This window comes from Janthinobacterium lividum (genome assembly GCF_011601275.1).
GTDB lineage: Bacteria > Pseudomonadota > Gammaproteobacteria > Burkholderiales > Burkholderiaceae_D > Janthinobacterium > Janthinobacterium lividum_E.
In genome coordinates this window covers 1-17,139 of record NZ_JAAOLY010000017.1, presented here as the reverse complement: position 1 = coordinate 17,139, position 17,139 = coordinate 1, and the positions used below count along the sequence as shown (strand labels likewise).

The window sequence follows — 17,139 nt, the reverse complement described above, 5'->3', positions numbered from 1 at the left end:
GGAATCAAATGACTTATCTCGGTATCGATATCGGCACTTCCGAAGTCAAGGCCATCCTCACCGATGACGCCCAAACCATCCTCGCCAGCGCCGGCGTGACCCTGCGCGTGTCCAGCCCCCATCCCGGCTGGTCGGAACAGAATCCCGAAGACTGGTGGCACGCCGCCCTGGACGTCATCGCCGCCATCCGCGCGGCCCAGCCGGTGGCGTTTTCCGGCTTGCGCGGCATCGCCCTGTCGGGCCAGATGCATGGCGCGACCCTGCTCGACAAGCAGCAGCACGTGCTGCGCGCGGCCATTCTGTGGAACGACACGCGCGCGTTTGCCGAGTGCGTGGAACTCGAGGCGCTGGTGCCCGAGTCGCGCGCCATCACGGGCAACCAGGCCATGCCCGGTTTCACGGCGCCCAAGCTGCTGTGGCTGCAAAAATACGAGCCATCGCTGTTCCGCGCCACGGCCAAGGTCTTGCTGCCCAAGGATTACGTGGCCTTGCGCCTGACGGGCGAGTATGTGTCCGACATGTCCGACGCTTCCGGCACCCTGTGGCTGGACGTGGCCAGACGCGACTGGTCCGAGCGCATGCTGGCCGCCACCGGTTTGACGCGCGAGCACATGCCTCGCCTGGTCGAGGGCAGCGCCGCCGCCGCGCAGGTGCGGCCCTCGCTGTGCCAGGAATGGGGCATCGCGCACCCGGTGCTGCTGGCCGGCGGCGCGGGCGACAATGCGGCGGCGGCTGTCGGCCTGGGCGTGGTGGAGCCGGGCGCCGGCCTGCTGTCGCTGGGGACGTCCGGCGTGCTGTTCGCGGGCAGCGACGGCTTTGCACCGAATCCGGGCCAAGGCGTGCACGCGTTCTGCCATTGCCTGCCCGAGCGCTGGCACCAGATGAGCGTGATCCTCAGCGCCGCCTCCAGCCTCAGTTGGGTGGCGCGGCTGACGCAGTCGAGCGACATCGGCGAACTGGTGACACTGGCGGAAAACGCCGAGGCGCGCACGGCGCCCGTCTTTTTGCCTTACCTGAGCGGCGAGCGCACGCCGCACAACGACGCTTCCGCGCGCGGCGTGTTTTTCGGTTTGTCGACGGAACACGGGCGCGCCGAGCTGGCCTACAGCGTGATGGAAGGCGTGGCATTTGCCATGGCCGACGGCAATGCGGCCTTGCGCAGCGCCGGCACGCATCTGGAAGAAGCGTCGTTCGTCGGCGGCGGTTCGCGCAGCCGCTTCTGGGCGCAGCTGTGCGCGAATGCCTCGGGCTTGAACGTGCTGCGCCACGACCACGGCGCGGCTGGCGGCACCATGGGCGCGGCGCGCCTGGCGCAGATGGCCGTGACGGGCTTGCCGCCCGCGCAGGTGTGCACGCGCCCGCCCGTGCAGGAAACGGTCGCGCCGCAAGCGTCCGCCGTGCTGGACGAACGGCTGGCGCGCTACAGGCGTTTGTATCCGCTGCTGTGCGCGGAGTTTGCCGGCGCTGCGGCCGACGGCGTGGCTGGATAGTCAACTTTCCTTTATAATTTGTTGTTTCTGTGTTGAAAGTGTTTCTCTAGCGAAAGCGCTGCTTGGTTTTTCACGGGGCGCGCCGCATGACGCACGGTGGAAGAGGGCAGCGTGCTGGCCTGCCAGGCGGGGCGCACGATGGATGACGTGGTGAGCAGCGTGCAGCGCGTGAACGCCATCATCGGCGAGATCGCCGTGGCCAGCGTGGAGCAGCGCGATGGCATCGAGCAGATCAGCATCGCCATCAGCCAGATGGATGGCGTGACGCAGCAGAACGCGGCCCTGGTGGAGCAGGCCGCCGCCGCCGCGGACGCGCTGCAGCAGGCGGCCAGCCTGGCCGACGCCGTCAGCATCTTCAAGCTGCACGGCACGCCCGGCGTGGCCGTACCGGCGGGCATCGCCCCGGCCAGGACGCTGTCGCTGGCCTGAAGCGGGCGCGCCACGCGCCGCTTGATGCCAGTCAAGCGGCGCCCGATCAGGCAAATATCGCGCCCAAATTCTTATATTATTTCCTTTCAGCATGTATCTGCGCCCGGCCGCATGGCGCACGTTGCAAAGGAAAACCATGTTCCGTACTTTCCGCCTGCCGGGTGACGCATGACGGCGCTGCTGTTGGCGTTGTGCCTGGCCTTGGCCATGGCGCTCGCCGTGCTGCTGGCCTGCCAGTGGCGGGCGGTGCGCACGTGGCGCATGCGCCATGCGACGGGCGTGGTGCTGCAGGCGGCCCAGGCGCAGCGCATGGCCGATGCGCTGGCGTTGCTGCATGCGCTTCCGGCGGCCGTTATCGGCACCGACCGCGATGGCGTGGTGCGGTACCTGAATCCCCGCGCCAGCGCCATGGGCGGGCTGATGGGCGGCGATGGCCCGGGCCAGGCCGTGACGCAGCTGCTGCCGCTGTTCCAGGACGGCACGCCCATCGATGCGGCGCGCCAGGTGCGCGACTGCGTGGCGCGGCAGGAAGTGCTGGAAGTGGCGCGCGGCGCCGTGCTGCTGCGCCATCTCGACGGCAAGCGCATCGACGTGCAGTACAGCTGTGCGCCACTGGCGCAGGGCGGCGCGGTGCTGCTGCTGCACGACGTGTCGGCGCGCCGGCGCGCCGAGCAGCAGCTGGAATTCATCGCCCACCACGACGGCTTGACGGGGCTGCCGAACCGTTTGCATTTCCAGATCCGCTTCGAGCATGGCATTGCCTACGCGCGCCGCCACCAGGGTTTGCTCGCCGTGCTGTTCGTCGACATCGACCGCTTCAAATCCATCAACGACAGCCTTGGACACGACGTTGGCGACCAGGTGCTGACGGAGTTTGCGCGCCGGGTGCAGCAGTGCGTGCGCAAGGTCGACACGGTGGCGCGCCAGGGCGGTGACGAATTCATCATCCTGCTGACGGAATTGCGCACGGCGCACGATGCCGAGCGGGTGGCGGAGAAAATCGTCCGCGCCATCGCCGCGCCTTTCGTCATCGGCGAATACAGCCTGTCGGTGGCGGCCAGCGTGGGCGTGGCCCTGTACCCGGACGACGACGACGACGTCAATGCGCTGATCGAAAAGGCCGACCTGGCCATGTATGCGGCCAAGCGCCACGCGCCCGGTACTTGCCAGCGCTATGCGCCGCGCATGCAGACGCAGTCGTATTCGCGCACCATCCTCGAGACGGCCCTGCGCCACGCGCTCGAACGCAATGAATTCGTGCTGTACTACCAGCCGCGCATGGACTTGAAGACGCGCAGGATCACGGGCGTGAAGGCGCTGCTGCGCTGGAAGCACCCGGAACTGGGCCTGATGATGCCGCTCGACTTTTTGCCGGTGCTGGAGGAAAGCGCCTTGATCCTGCCCGTGGGCGCCTGGGTGCTGGCCACTGCCGTGGAGCAGGCGCGCAGCTGGATCGCGCAGGGGCAGATGCTGACCGTGTCCGTCAGCCTGTCGGCGCGCCAGTTCTACCAGCGCGATATCGCGCGCAATTTCGCCGCCGCGCTGGAGGCGGCCGGCGTGCCTGGCCATTGCATCGAACTGGAAATCGCCGCCGGCATCCTGATCGACAGCAGCCAGAATTGCGAGCTGATACTGCGCCAGTTCCGCCAGCTGGGCATGGCGATCGCCATCAGCGATTTCGGCACGGGCGACGCCTCGCTTACTTACCTGAAACGCTTTCCCACGGATGCCGTCAAGATCGAAAAGTGCTTCGTCGACGACCTGGGCAAGCCGGGCGGCGACAGCGCCATGGTGCGCGCCATCGTGGCGATGGCGCGCACGCTCGGACTGCGCACCATCGCCGGCGGCGTGGAAAGCGGCGAGCAGCTGGAACTGCTGGCCGAGATGGGCTGCGATGAAGCGTTTGGCTATTTTCTCGGCCGCGCCGTGGCGCCCGAGGACATCGAGGCGCGGCTCAAAAGTAGCGAAGCCATTCAGAACTGATAGCGCAGCGACAGCATAGCGTTGCGCGGATCGCCGTAGTAGCCGCCCATGCCCGTCGAATAGTACGTCTTGTCGAAGATGTTGTTGACGTTCAGTGTCGCCACCAGCTGCTTGCTGACCTGGTACTGCGCCATCAGTCCCGCCACCGCATACGCCTTTTGCGTGAAGCGTTCGCCATTCGGCCCGCGGTCATCCATGTAGATATCGCTCTGCCAGTTCACGCCGCCGCCCAGCACCAGGCCAGGCATGCCTTGCGCCAGGCGCCAGGTGGTCCACAGCTTGATCATGTTTTGCGGCTGGTTGGTCTGGATGCGTGCGCCGGCGGCATTGCGGATGCGGCTATGCGCATAACTGGCCGTCAGCTGCCAGTCGGGGCGCAACTGGCCCGATACTTCCGCCTCGAAGCCACGCGTGGTGGCGCCCTTGACCGTGTGATAGGCGTACGAACCGCCGCCCGTGCCGATGATCCAGACATTGCCCGGATCGGCTTCGGCCAGGTTTTCCTGCTTCAGCTGGAAGACGGCGGCGCTCGTGGTGAGCTTGCCGCCGAAGAATTCGCCCTTGGCGCCCACTTCGTAGTTCTTGCCTTCCAGCGGCGCCAGGAAGCGGCTGTTGACGTCGCGCTGGCTTTGCGGCGTGAAGATGCTGGTGTAGCTGGCATAGGCCGACCAGTTTCGGCCCAGGTCGTAGACGAGGCCCGCATACGGCGTGATCTTGCCGTTTTCGCGCATCGCGTCGTACAGGTCCGTGTCGGTATCGTAATCGCTGCGGATGTCGCGCTTCCAGTATGACAGGCGCGCGCCCAGAATCACCGACAGCGCGTCCGTCGGGCGCAGGCGCAGGGTCGAGTACAAGCCGCTTTCGCGCTCCTTGTCGTACGCGCTGCCCAGGCGTGTGCCGCTGTAGTCGGGCACCGGCATGGCGCCGTTCCAGGCGTGGATATTCGGCACCGCATGGTCATAGCCGGCCAGGCGCCAGCCCGGATAGATGGGGCTATTCGTCTCGAGTTCCGAGGCGCTCACGCCCAGCACCAGTTCGTGCTGGCGGCCGAAGGCCTGGAACGGTCCGCTGACGTACGCGTCGAGCGAGGTCTGTTGTGGCTTGCTGTGCCAGTTGGCCAGCCACAGCCGCATGCCGCCGCCCGTCACGCGGTCCGGGTAGCCATTGCCGGAAAAACCCTGCAAGGCATCGTACTGGTTGCTGCTGCGGCTGACGGCCAGCTTGGCGATCCAGTCGTTGTCGAAATAATGGTCGAGGGTGGCGAACAGCATGCTCTGTTCGCGGTCATACGTGCTCCACGCGGTTGTGCCGTTCATCGAGCGGGGAAAGCGCGTCTGCGAGCCGTCGCTGTAGAAGATGGGGAATTCGCGGCCCGCGCCCCTGAGCTTTTCCTGCTGGTAGTTGATGCCGGCGCTGAGCACCGTCGACGGCGTCAGGTCCGCTTCGACGATGGCGTACAGCACGTCCTTTTTCTGCCGGTAGCGGTCGATGAACGAGCGCTGGTCTTCATGCGCGGCGACGAGGCGCGCGCGTACCTTGCCGTCCGCCGTCAAGGGCGTCGAGACGTCGCCTTCGATGCGATAGCGGTCCCATGATCCCAGTTGCGCACCGGCCGTGGCGGCAAAGCTTCGGCCCGGGCGCTTGCGCACCAGGTTGACGGCGGCCGATGGGCTGCCCGTACCGCTGATCAGGCCAGTGGCGCCGCGGATGATTTCGACGCGATCGTAGATGGCCATGTCGTAGGTGCGCGCTTCCAGGTTCTTGCTGGTCGGGATGCCGTCGAACATGTACGACGTCACTTCGAAGCCGCGTGAAAATACCTGGTCGTATTCGCGCGTGCTCGACGAATGGTCGACCGTGATGCCGGGCGCCTGCACCAGTACGTCCTGCAAGGTGCGCAAGCCCTGGTCGTCGATCTGCTGGCGCGTGATGACGCTGACGGCCTGCGGCGTTTCGCGCAGCGACAGGTTCAGGCGCGTGGCGCTGGTCAGGCCCGCGTAGCCGCGCCTGCCTTCCGTGGTGCCGTCGCGCAGGGCGCTGGAACTGACGGCCACTTCGTCCAGGGTGGCGGCAATCGGCGCGCCGGTCGATGCGGTACCGGCCTTGCGCAGCACGTAGCTGCGTTCCCCGCTGGGCAGTGCATCGAGGCCCGTGCCGGCCAGCAGGCGCGCCAGTGCCTGCGGCACCGTGTAGCTGCCGCTCAGGCCCGGCGTGCGCACGCCTTGCAGCAGTTCGGCCGCCGCGCCCACGCTCACTTTTGCTTCGATGGCAAAGCTGGCGATGGCGGCGGACAGCTCGCCGGCCGGCACGTGGAAGGTCGTTTGCGCGGCGGCTGGCGCGCTGGCATCGGCCGCCATGGCCGGCGCCTGCGCCAGCGACAGCAGGATCACGGCGCTGCCGATGGCGCGCGCGAGGGGAGTCAAACGGGGTGGGTGCATGGTCTGGCCTTTCCGGTAAGTGTCGTTGTAAGGTATCGTTGTAATACCCTCAGGACAGGTCACGGCGGAAAAAAGGGCCGATTTTTAACAATTATTTTTTGCGGGCCGCGATGGTGACCCAGTACGGGGTGCGGTACAGCACGTCGACGGGCAGCATGCGCGCCAGGCTGTCCAGCACGGCGTCCGTGTCGTCGAGCCGGAAGGCGCCCGACAGGCGCAAGCCCGCCACTTGCGGCTCCACGCGCAGCAGGCCGGGGCGGTAGCGTGACAGCTCAAGGGCGAAGGCGTCGAGGCGCATGTCCTGCGCCGCCAGCATGCCGCGCGTCCATGCGTCGGACTGCGGCGGTGCTGGCGCGGGCAGGCTGGCGTGGCTGGCGTCGAAACGGCTTTGCTGGCCCTCTGTCACTGTGCGCACGGTGGCCGATGGCGCGCGCGGCGTGATTTCCACCGCGTGTTCGAGCACCGTCACGCGGCTGCCGTCGTCGTCGACGCGCACGGTGAAGCGCGTGCCCAGCGCGCGGATGCGGCCATGGCAGGTGGCGACGATGAAAGGGCGGCTGCCCGCATGGTCGGGGCGCGTCTGCACCAGCACTTCGCCGCGGCGCAGGGTCAGCCGGCGTTCGCCGGTGCCATACGCCACATCGACGGCGCTGTCCGTGTTGAGCACGAGGGTGCCGCCATCGGGCAGCGATACTTCGCGCCGTTCGCCCACGCCGCTGCGGTAATCGGCCAGCATTTCGTGGCGCACCAGCACCCAGGCGGCGGGCGCCGCCATCAGCGCCAGCAGCACTTGCACGGCCACGCGGCGCTGCGGCCGGCGCAGCACGGGCACGGCCAGCTCCGGCGGCAGCAGGCCGGCCGTCTGGCTCACCTGCTGCACTCTGTTCCAGGCGCGCGCGTGTTCCGGGTCGCCCTCGCGCCACCGGGCGCTGGCGGCCAGGTCGTCCGGCGTGGCCTGGCCCGACTGCTCCAGCAAATACCATTCGACGGCCTGGCACGCCACCTTGCGCGACAACGGTGGATATGGCGTAGCGGCCGCGCTCATGCCGGCAGGTCCTGCGCCAGCAGCACGCATTCGGTCAGCGCCTCGGCCATGTAGCGTTTCACGGAGCGCTCGCCGATGCCCAGCTGCGCGGCGATGTCCGCATAGGCATGGCCTTTGATCTGCGCCATGATGAAGACGGCGCGCACCTTCGGTTTCAGGCCGTCGAGCATGGCGTCGACCGCTTGCAGCGCCTGCAGGATTTCCGCGCCCTGCTCGGTCGATGGCGCATGCTGTTCGGGCAGGGCTGCCAGCGCGGCCAGCCACGCGCGTTCCAGCGACTGGCGGCGCAAGTGGTTGATCAGCAGGTGTTTGGCGACGGTCGCCAGGTAAGCCTTGGGCGCGCGCATGGCCGGCGTGTGCGGCTGCATGGGCGCGCCGGCCAACAGGCGGGCAAAGGTATCATGCATCAGGTCGGCCGCCTCGGCAGCATTGCCCAGACGCCGCTGCAGCCAGTGCGCCAGCCAGCCGTGGTGTGCGCGGTAATGGCTTTCCAGCTGCGTGGGCAGCAGGGGTTGCATGGACATGATCGTTACAGCACTGCCAGCGCGACGGCGGCCAGCAAGGCCGCCACGCCGATCATGCGCGCCAGGCGCATGGCCTGGTGGGGCGCATAGGGCAGCAGCCAGATGAGCAGCAAGCCGCAGCCCGTCAGGCTGCCGACCCAGTAGACGAGGCCATAGCCGCCGCCCGCGATGTGCATGGCCCAGGCCAGGCCGGCCGCCAGCGCCAGCCAGCCGGCCCACTGCAGGCGGCGGCGCAGCGGCGCGGGCGGTTCCGCGCCGCGTCCGTGCAGGTCGGCATAGTGGCGGTCCATCGCCAGGCACAGCGAAGACAGGCCCGCATAGCACAAGGCGAAGACGAGGAAGTTCGACAGCAGTTCCATCACGCGGCCTCCATCGTTTGCGCCGGTTTTACCGGCGCCGCCTTGGCCGCTTTCACGGGCAGCGGTTTCAGTCTGAACGCCGCATACGCGAGGCCCAGGCCCAGCACCAGCACCACCAGGTCGAAGGCGGCCACCGCTACGGGGCCGCGGCCCAGGAACAGGGTCACGCCCAGATGCGAATCGGTGGTGAAGACGTTCAGCACGGGCAGCGACGCCAGCAGGAAGGCGCCGGCGGCCAGCTGCATGCGCCACATGGCGCGCGACGGGCGCAGCTGGGCGATGATGGCGGCCAGAGCCCAGGCGCCGAAGAAGCAGGCGATTTCCTCTTGCGGCCGGTCTTCCATCGCAATCGGTAGCAGGCGGTTGGCCCAGAAGTAGGCGCCAAAGGCGATCGGGATGCCGGCGATGGCGCCGATGTTGAGCGCCTCGACGAGGCGCAGGCCGAAGCTGGCCCGCGTGCCGGCGGCCAGCGCCTTGGCCTGCTTCTGGCGCGTCTTGACGGCCCACAGCAGGGCGCCCGTGGCGACCATGGCGCAGCCGGCCAGGCCGGACAGGAAGAACAGGGCGCGCAGCAGCGGTCCGCCGAAATGCGCGACGTGCAGTCCCACCATCACGCCTTGCGTGGCGGCCGCGCCGGGCTGTGCGTCGCCGTCGGTCGACAACAGCTTGCCGGACACGCCATCGAACTCCATCGAGGGCTGCTTCGACGACATGTCGCGTCCGCCGGCGCGCGTCAGTGAAATGGTGGCGTTGGCGTCGCCCGGGTGGCTGACGGAAATGCGCTCGACCTTGCCGCCGGCCCAGTGTTGTTCCGCCTGGCGCACGAGGGGCGCGATCGGAGTCAGCGGCGCGGCCACGCCGGCCGGCTTGCTGTCGCCCGAGCGGCCGGGAAACGCTTCGGCGAAGAAGGCGTCCTGGTCGCCCTTGTAGGCGGCCGTGGCGCCCGATGGCATGTACAGAAACATCAACGTGACCAGGCCCGTATAGGTGATCATGATGTGGTAGGGCAGGGCCAGCACGGCCGTCACGTTGTGCGCATCGAGCCACGAGCGCTGGCCCTTTTTCGGCCGGAAGGTAAACAGGTCCTTGAAGATGCGCTTGTGCGTGACGATGCCGCTGATGATGGAGACGAACATGAACATGGCGCAGAAACCCACGATCCAGCGGGCCCAGATGGCCGGCATGTAGTGCAGGTCGAAGTGCAGGCGGTAGAGGAATTCGCCGCCCCGCGTCTCGCGCGGCCTGGACAGCACCTCGCCCGTGGCCGGGTCGGCTTTTTCGCTATGAAAATTGCCGCGCCGTCCGCGTTTCTTTTCACCGGGCTTCGACGGCTTGCTCCAGCCCAGCTGGGTGGCGGCGCTGCGCTCGCCGGGCAGGCTGATGAACCAGCGCGTGGCGCCTTCGGCCCGCTCTTCCATCGCCTTCTGCGCGACCTTGGCCGCTTCCTCGGTGCTTACCTCGCTGGCGGCGGCGCCATGCAGTTCGGGCTGCATCCACAAGGTGATTTCGTTGCGGTAGTAGCTGGCCGTGCCGGCGCAAAACACCAGCAATAAAATCCAACAGACGAGCAGGCCGGACCAGGTGTGCAGCCATGCCATCGACTGGCGGAAACCTTCTTTCATGCGAGACTCCAGGATAGTGCGTCCATCCACTGCAGGATGGCGGCGATGACGGCGGCCGGAATCAGAAGGCCCAGCCAGGCGCGCAGGGCGCTGCGCGTGGCGAAGACCCACATCACGGCGCAGGTGTAGATGGAAAACGACAGCAGGGTGGCTGTCATGACGGCTTCGGAACGGGCCATGGGCAGGCTCACCGACAGCAGCATGGTAACCAGCGCGGCCAGCACGTAGCCGCCAACGATGGCCGCCACGCTGCGCGACGCGACGCCGAGCCGGTACACGGCGCCGGCGGACAGCCGCAGGCGCGGCATTTTAGTGAAGGCTGGCGCTTGCATGATCAGTCGTGATCCTTGCCGGGGGGGACGGCCGGACCGGCCGGCAGCGGCGTCACGCCTTGCGGCTGCACCAGGCTCAGGGTGGTCACGAACATGGCCTTGTCATAGGATTGCGCGCCGCGCTGGCCGGCTGTCTTGTCCGTGTGCTGCACTTCCAGCACATAGGTGCCTTTCCATGGCAGCGCGAAGCTGACCAGGCCTTGCGCATCGCTCCACGCTTCCTTGCCCCAGCCCGATTGCACCACGGCGTTAACCTTGGCCTGCGCCAGCGGCTTGCCCTGGTAGCTGACCTGGAACTGGCCCGGTTGTCCCGTTGGCACCAGGTCCAGGGTCAGCGCGGGCGCTTGCGCCTTTCCGTCGGCGATCAGGCGCGCGGCCGGGATCCACACGGTGCGCGCGGCCTTGCCATCCTTTTTCTCTTCCCACGACGGGTAGTTGTTTTCCTCGACGATGATGCTCTCGCCGGCGCCCACCTTGCCATTCAAGATGAAGGCGCCGGCCTGCTTGCTCGCTTGCAGCGGCTTGTTGCCGGACGGTGAAATCCACGTCACGCTCTTGATGCTGAACTTGTCCAGCAGGCCGGGCGACGCTTCGCGCAGGTTGTCGCCGAATTCGCCGAAATACACGCTGGCCGCCTTGCCGTCCTGCTGCAGCCAGATCTGGTGAGCGCTGGCGCTGCCGGAAACGAGGGCCGCGCCCAGCAGGGTGGTGGCGAGGGCGCCGAGGCGCGCGATGGAAGTGATGTGCATGGTGTATCCCTTATCTTGTTATGTGAATGGAAAATCGGCCGCGTCTTGTGTCAGTACTGGTAGCGCAGGTTCAGCGCCACGTTGCGCGGCTCGCCGTAATAGCCGCCGTTATAGAAACCCACGCGGCGGAAATACGTCTTGTCGAACAGGTTGTTGACATTCAGGCTGGCCGACACTTTCGGGCTGATCTGGTAGCGCGCCATCAGGTTGGCCAGCACATAGCTGCCCTGGCTGACCCGGACCTTGTTTTTGTTCGGCAGCGTGGCCGTCGTGTAGATCTCGTTCTGCCAGTTCAAGCCGCCGCCGACGGTGAAGTTTTGCAGCTCGCCCGGCAGGCGGTAGGTGGTCGAGACACGCAGCATATTGGTCGGCTGGATGGTGTTGGTCACCACGCCCTTGCCCGTCTTCGATTTGTTGTGCGTGTAGCCGGCGAACAGCTGCCAGCCGTTCAAGGGGCTGCCCGACACTTCCGTCTCGTAGCCGCGGCTTTTGGTGCCCTTGCCCGAAGAGACATAGGGGAGGCTACCGTCCGGCAGCACGAAGGTCAGCGGCACCGATCTGTCTTCCTCGCCCAGGTTGTCCTGCTTGGCTTCATACACGGCGAACGAGGCATTCACGGCGCCGTCGAAGAATTCGCTCTTCACGCCCGCTTCCACGTTGCTGCCCGTGATCGGGTCGAGGAAGGCGTTGTTCTTGTCCTTCAGGTTTTGCGGCTTGAACAGGTCCGTGTAACTGGCGTACAGCGAGGTGCTCTTGCTGACGTCGAGCACCATGCCCGCATAGGGCGTGACGACATCGTCCGTCTTGTAGGCGGAACTGCGTTTCACGAAACGGCCCTGGGCATCGATGCGGTCGTTATACGTTTCCCAGCGGGAGACGCGCGCGCCGGCCAGTACCTTGAAACTGTCCGTGACATTGATGCGCGTGGCGATGAAGGCGCCCGACTGCTTGGTGGTGGCGACGTCGCGCGCGCCTGTGTGCGTGAGTACCGGCTCAGGCACGTCGCCGGTCCAGTGGCGGAAGTCGGGGATGGTGGTGGCGTAAGGCAGCGGATCGGGCAGCAGTGTTTCATTCGTCGTGCCGGTGCGCTTCCAGCCGTTCACGCCCAGCACCAGGTCGTGCGGGCGGCCGAACAGGGGGAAGGTGCCATTGGCCGACAGGTCGTAGTTGTCCTGCTTTTCATCGTAGGGGAAGGCGCCGCTCCAGACTTCCAGGCCGCTGCCGTCGCGTTTCGGATAGCCGCTGCCGCCGTAGAACAGCTTGCCGTTCGAGGAGCTGTCCAGGCGGCCATACGCAGCCTTGACCTTCCAGTCGTTGGCGAAGCGGTGCTCGAGGTAGACGTATTTGTTTTCGAATGCGCGCTCCCAGCTGCTCCACTTGGCCGCCATGTTGAACGAGCGGGGCATGTTGGCCGGCGTGCCGTCCGAGAAGAACAGGGGCGTGGTGCCCCAGCTGGTGCCCTTCGGCGTATTTTTCTGGTAATCGATGCCGGCCGTCAGCAGAGTGTCCGGCGTCAGGTCCGCCTCGACGATGACGGCGCCCGCCAGCTTGCGTTCCCGGTACAGGTCCATGTAGGAATGGCGGTTCTGGCCGGCCACGACGACTCTTCCGCGGATGCTGCCGTCCGCATTCAACGGTGCGCTGATGTCGCCTTCGAGCCGCACCTTGCGCCAGGAACCGACGGTCAGGCCGGCCGAGGCGGAAAATTCCTTGCCAGGACGCTTGTGCAGCATGTTGATGGTGGCCGACGGGTCGCCATTGCCGCTGACCAGGCCCGTGGCGCCGCGCACGATTTCGATGCGGTCATAGATGGCCGTGTCGAACAGCGCATTGCTACCCGAATTGACGGCCACGCCGTCGATCTGATAGTTGCCGATGGAAAAGCCGCGCGCTGAAAAACTCGTGCGTTCGCTGTCGTTTTCCTGCACCGTCACACCCGTCGATTGCACCAGCACCTCGGCCAGGCTGTTCAGCCCCATGTCGTCCATGCGCTGGCGCGTCACCACGGAAATCGATTGCGGCGTTTCGCGGATCGACAGGCCCATGCGCGTGGCCGTGGCCATCTGTCTGGTGGTGTAGGAACCGGTGTTCTCGGTCGACGCCTTGTCTTGCTGGCCCAGCACCTTGATTTCGCTCAGGGTGGCTTCCTCCGGCTTGGCGCTCGTATCGGCGGCCAGCGCCGTGCCTGCGCCCAGCGTCGCCGCTAGCAATGCCGCCTGTGCGGCGGCGGCCAGCGGACGCAGGACGGTATTGCCAACGGTTGGGGAAAACGGGCTGGCCACCATGCCGGCCAGCGAAACTGCTCGCGCCATGAAACATCCTTCTTCTCGTGTGCCTGCCGTCGGACGGTGGGCGTTTTTGGTATGGGAGGCTTGCTTGGCGGTGTAGCCTGGCTGGCGCAGCGTGTCATCCAGCCGTACGGCAGTCAGGCGACTGCGTGCAGACTCTGGCGAGTCTAAATGTGAATGAGAACTATTCTTATTATAGTGCGGGGTTGTGAGACATGCAAGAGTGAGATGTTGTAAACGCGCACGGCCGCCCCTGTACTGGGGCGGCCGTGGCGCGCGATGCTGGCTGCGCGGGGGCTTACAGCGCCGGCGTGTAGCGCACGGTGAGGATGATGTTGCGCGGCTCGCCGAAGTAATTACCACGGCGCAATTCGCCTGTGGCGGCCCAGTAGGTCTTGTCCGTTACATTGGCGATGCTGAGGCTGGCGCTCCAGTGGCGGTTGAAAATATACGCGGCGCGCGCATCCCAGACCGTGCGCCCGCCGTTGCGGAAACGCACGTCGGGATTGTCATCGGCCCGGTAGACATAACCGCTTTGTGCCGAGACGCCGCCGCCCACCGTCCAGTGATTCCAAGCGCCGGGCAGGCGGTAGCTGGTCGACACGCGCAGCATGTGCTTGGGCGTGACGGTGGGCGGCGTTTCGTCGCCTTCGCCGCGCGCGATATTGTAGGTGTAGCCGGACGACAGCTGCCAGCCCGGCAGCACTTCGCCGCTGGCGTCCGCGTCGATGCCCGTGCTGCGGATGGGGCGGCCATTGCGGTAGCAGCTGCCCGTCACGTCCCACTTCAGGCAATCGTCATTGCTGGCCTCGTCGTACACGGCCGTATCGCGCTTGTCGATGCGGAAGGCGGCCAGCGCCACGTTCAGGCGGCCGTCGTACAGCTCTCCCTTCACGCCAGCCTCATAGGTATCGCCGACGACGGGTTTCAAAGGCTGTCCGCCGAGGGTGTAGTACAGGCTTTGCGGCTGGAAGATGCTGGCATAGCTGCCGTACACGGACCAGCGCTTGTCGAGGTCGAGCACCAGGCCCGCGTAGGGCGTAAATTCGCGGCTTTCCTTGTAGCGGCTGACGCGGTCGGTCTCCAGCTTGCCCGTGGTCTGCTTGTCGAACCAGCTCAGGCGGCCGCCCAGCAGCAGATGCAGGTCCGGGCGCAGTTCCCAGCGCGTGCTGGCGTAGGCGCCGTAGTGCTGCTCGTTCAGGTGCGGCAGCGAGTCCCAGGCCGGATGCGGGGGACGGGCAAGCAGCGTATTGTTCGGATGGAAGACGTCGAAGGGCAGGCCCGGCGAGGTCGAGGCCGCATGATCGTCGGTGAGGGCGCGCGAGGCGTTCATGCCCAGCAGTACCTCATGCCTGCCGCCCCAGGCCTGGAAGCTGCCGCCGACGTTGGCGTCCAGGCCCGTGGTGACGATATCCTGCTTGCGGTAATTGACCGTGTACAGGCGCGCCCCTCGCTGCGTGGCGGGATTGATGCTGCCGCGCACGATGGCCGCCTGCTGGTCGAAGGCCCCATACGTGCGGTTGAGGGCAAGCTTGGCCTTCCAGTCGCCGCCAAAACGGTGTTCGAGGTCGGCGAACAGTTCGCCGATGGTGGCGTCATGGCGATTCCAGTCCTGCGCCAGCGAGGTCGAGCGGCGGATCGGCAAGGTGGCGCCATCGCTGTAGCGGGGCAGGCCGAACAGCCAGTAGCCGTCCGTCACCGTGTGCTGGCGACGCGCGCCGACGCGCACGGTGGCGGCGGCGTCCAGGTCCGCCTCGACGATGCCGTAGAACAGGGGCATGCGGCTGTGCGCCGCGTCATAGAAGTAATCGCGCTCTTCATAGGCCACCAGCGCGCGGCCGCGCAGCGTGCCGGCCGCGTTCAGGGGCGCGCCCGCATCGAGTTCGATGCGGCGCTGCTTCCAGCTGCCCACGGTGGCCGTCACATCCGCGTGCGCTTCGGCGCGCGGGCGCTTGCGCACCAGGTTGGCCACGCCGCCCGGCGTGCCGGCGCCGACGATCAGGCCGGCCGAACCGCGCAGGATTTCGACGCGGTCATACACGGCCATGTCGGGGATCAGCCAGCCCGTGGCATTGTCGGAAATGCCGGGCATGCCATCGATCAGGTAAGACAGGGCATTGCCGCGCGACAGGAATTCATGCGAGCCGAAGCTGCGGTTCATGCGCGTCAGGCCCGTGCTTTGCTCCAGCACCTGGTCCAAAGTGAACAGATTTTTGTCGTCCATCTGCTGGCGCGTGACGACGGACACCGATTGCGGCGTCTCGCGCAGCGCGCGTTCCGCGCCCGCCAGGGTCACGGCGCGTGTCGTATAGGCGCCCGTGCCTTCGCTGGTGGCCGTGCGCTCGCCGCTGGCACTGACGGTGATTTCCGACAGGGTTGCCGTCTCATGCGCGGCCTTGGGCGCCGCCTTGATGATGACGGCATTGCCGTCGATAGCCGCCTGCAAGCCGCTGCCCGCCAGCAGGCGATCAAGGCCATCGCGCACGCTGAGGATGCCGCTGACGGCGGGCGTCGTCTTGCCCGCTACCAGTTCCGGCGCGAACAGCAGTTGCAAATTGGCTTGCCGCGCCAGTTCATTCAGGGCCTGGCCCAGCGGCTGGGCGGTGATGGCCAATTTGAAGGGTGACAAGGTTTGCGCCTGTGCCAGGGGAACGTTGCCCAAAGCCAGCATGGCGGCCAAGGCGAAGGGGGCGGGTTGCAGATTGAGACGGGGGGACCACATGCAGCATTCTCCAGGTTACTTGTTATCGATTAACCTGGTAGACGCGGCAGCAGAGAAAATCCTCACCTGCGAATGCGACTGATTTTTATTTATTTTATAGGCACGTGCATGGCGGGCGCCTGCGCAGGCATGTTTGCCGCCATGCGGATCTCGCTGGCGGCGCCCGTGCGCACGAGCTGCACGGGTAGCAGCTGGGGCAGGGCGGCAGCGAAGCGGTCGAGCTGGGCCAGGCTGAAGCTGCCGCCGATGCGCAGCCGCGCCACGGCGGCATCGCGCACGAGCAGGCCCGTGTCGCCATAGCGCTCGAACTCGGCCAGCGCCGCGCCCAGCGGCACGTTGTCGAAGGTGATCCTGCCGTCGCGCCACGGCGCCACGCTGCCGGGGGCCAGGCTGGCGACGACCGACAGGCGGCCGCCGGCGTCGGCCGTCACGCCCTGGCCGGCCGTCAGCTCGACGCTGTCTTGCCGCGCGCCCGCCACGCGCACATGGCCATGCTGCACCGCCACGCGCAGCTGGCCGTCCTGGAGCAGAGTGTTGCGCACGGCAAACTGCGTGCCCACTACCTTCACCGTCACAGGACCGCTGAGCACGTCGAAAGCTTGTCCTTGCTTCGCTTGCACCCGGAACAGCGCTTCGCCGTGCGCCAGGCGCACTTCGCGCCGCTGGCGATACAGGGTGACGTGCAATTGCGTGGCCGTATCAAGCTGCAGCGTGCTGCCATCGGGCAGGGTGACGGCCAGGCGCTGGCCGCGCAAGGTGGCGTACGACTGGCTGAACACGGCTTGCTGCTGCCACCACTGGTAGCCGCCCGCCCCCACGCCGAGCAACAGCATGGCGGCGGCCGCATACGGCAGCACGCGCAGGGAGCGCAGAAGCGGGCGGCGGGGGGATGGCGCTGGCACTGTCCAGCGGGCGGCGACCTGTACGGGAATCCGGCGCGCCGCGCGATAGCTGTCTTGCAACTGAGCATACGTGTGCGTGTGCAGCGCATCGGCCGCCAGCCAGGCGGCAAATTCGGCCTGGCTTTGCGCATCGAGGTCATGGCGCCGGCTGAACCAGGTGGCCGCCGACAGCGCTACCGGGTCTTGTGTGGCGGTAAAAGCGGCGTGCTCGCGCAAGTCCGCCTGCTCCTGGGCGGAAGGGCCGAAATCATGGCGG

General features: G+C 66.8%; 12 protein-coding genes and 1 pseudogene. 3 read left to right on the top strand and 10 right to left on the bottom strand.

The window, feature by feature from the left end:
* Positions 1-8 precede the first annotated feature (8 nt).
* The 3 genes and pseudogenes from xylB to GYK42_RS22665 all read left to right on the top strand — a co-directional run bounded on the left by xylB (position 9) and on the right by GYK42_RS22665 (position 3,902).
* Positions 9-1,490: a xylulokinase gene (gene xylB / locus GYK42_RS22675; RefSeq protein WP_166449311.1), complete on the top strand. Its 1,482-nt coding sequence runs from the start codon at positions 9-11 to the stop codon at positions 1,488-1,490.
* Between the two features lie 96 nt (positions 1,491-1,586).
* Positions 1,587-1,919 (top strand): annotated as a pseudogene (locus GYK42_RS22670) (methyl-accepting chemotaxis protein); the annotation flags it as partial.
* Positions 1,920-2,087: 168 nt separating this feature from the next.
* Positions 2,088-3,902, top strand: coding sequence for a putative bifunctional diguanylate cyclase/phosphodiesterase (locus GYK42_RS22665; RefSeq protein ID WP_166449310.1), 1,815 nt, complete (start codon positions 2,088-2,090; stop codon positions 3,900-3,902).
* On the opposite strand, the gene GYK42_RS22660 is transcribed toward GYK42_RS22665, so the two are convergent.
* From GYK42_RS22660 to GYK42_RS22615, 10 genes are all read right to left on the bottom strand, one after another.
* Positions 3,893-6,340, bottom strand: coding sequence for a TonB-dependent siderophore receptor (locus GYK42_RS22660; protein WP_166449309.1), 2,448 nt, complete (start codon positions 6,338-6,340; stop codon positions 3,893-3,895). The two genes, GYK42_RS22665 and GYK42_RS22660, sit on opposite strands and share 10 nt — an antisense overlap.
* Before the next feature lie 91 nt (positions 6,341-6,431).
* Positions 6,432-7,385: a FecR domain-containing protein gene (locus GYK42_RS22655; RefSeq protein WP_166449308.1), complete on the bottom strand. Its 954-nt coding sequence runs from the start codon at positions 7,383-7,385 to the stop codon at positions 6,432-6,434.
* Entirely contained in the window at positions 7,382-7,909 is a 528-nt protein-coding gene (locus tag GYK42_RS22650; RefSeq protein WP_166449307.1) for a sigma-70 family RNA polymerase sigma factor, read from the bottom strand. Before GYK42_RS22650 ends, GYK42_RS22655 begins: the two co-directional genes overlap by 4 nt.
* A 5-nt stretch (positions 7,910-7,914) precedes the next feature.
* Positions 7,915-8,268 carry a DUF3325 domain-containing protein gene (locus GYK42_RS22645; protein WP_166449399.1) on the bottom strand — a complete coding sequence of 118 codons (354 nt, stop codon included), beginning with the start codon at positions 8,266-8,268 and terminating at the stop codon, positions 7,915-7,917.
* Positions 8,268-9,890, bottom strand: a complete 1,623-nt coding sequence (locus GYK42_RS22640; RefSeq protein ID WP_166449306.1) for a PepSY-associated TM helix domain-containing protein — start codon at positions 9,888-9,890, stop codon at positions 8,268-8,270. The genes GYK42_RS22645 and GYK42_RS22640 overlap by 1 nt, the downstream gene beginning before the upstream one ends.
* Positions 9,887-10,222 (bottom strand): DUF3649 domain-containing protein, encoded by a 336-nt coding sequence (locus tag GYK42_RS22635; RefSeq protein ID WP_166449305.1) that lies wholly within the window; start codon positions 10,220-10,222, stop codon positions 9,887-9,889. The genes GYK42_RS22640 and GYK42_RS22635 overlap by 4 nt, the downstream gene beginning before the upstream one ends.
* A gap of 2 nt (positions 10,223-10,224) precedes the next feature.
* Positions 10,225-10,971: a DUF4198 domain-containing protein gene (locus GYK42_RS22630; protein WP_166449304.1), complete on the bottom strand. Its 747-nt coding sequence runs from the start codon at positions 10,969-10,971 to the stop codon at positions 10,225-10,227.
* A gap of 50 nt (positions 10,972-11,021) precedes the next feature.
* Complete coding sequence (locus GYK42_RS22625) at positions 11,022-13,283, bottom strand: TonB-dependent siderophore receptor (protein ID WP_166449303.1); 2,262 nt, start codon at positions 13,281-13,283, stop codon at positions 11,022-11,024.
* 274 nt (positions 13,284-13,557) lie between these two features.
* A complete protein-coding gene (locus GYK42_RS22620) occupies positions 13,558-15,981 on the bottom strand; it encodes a TonB-dependent siderophore receptor (RefSeq protein ID WP_166449302.1) in 2,424 nt (807 codons plus the stop codon).
* Positions 15,982-16,070: 89 nt separating this feature from the next.
* On the bottom strand, positions 16,071-17,139 hold a 1,069-nt coding region (locus tag GYK42_RS22615; RefSeq protein WP_166449301.1), incomplete at its 5' end, for a FecR family protein.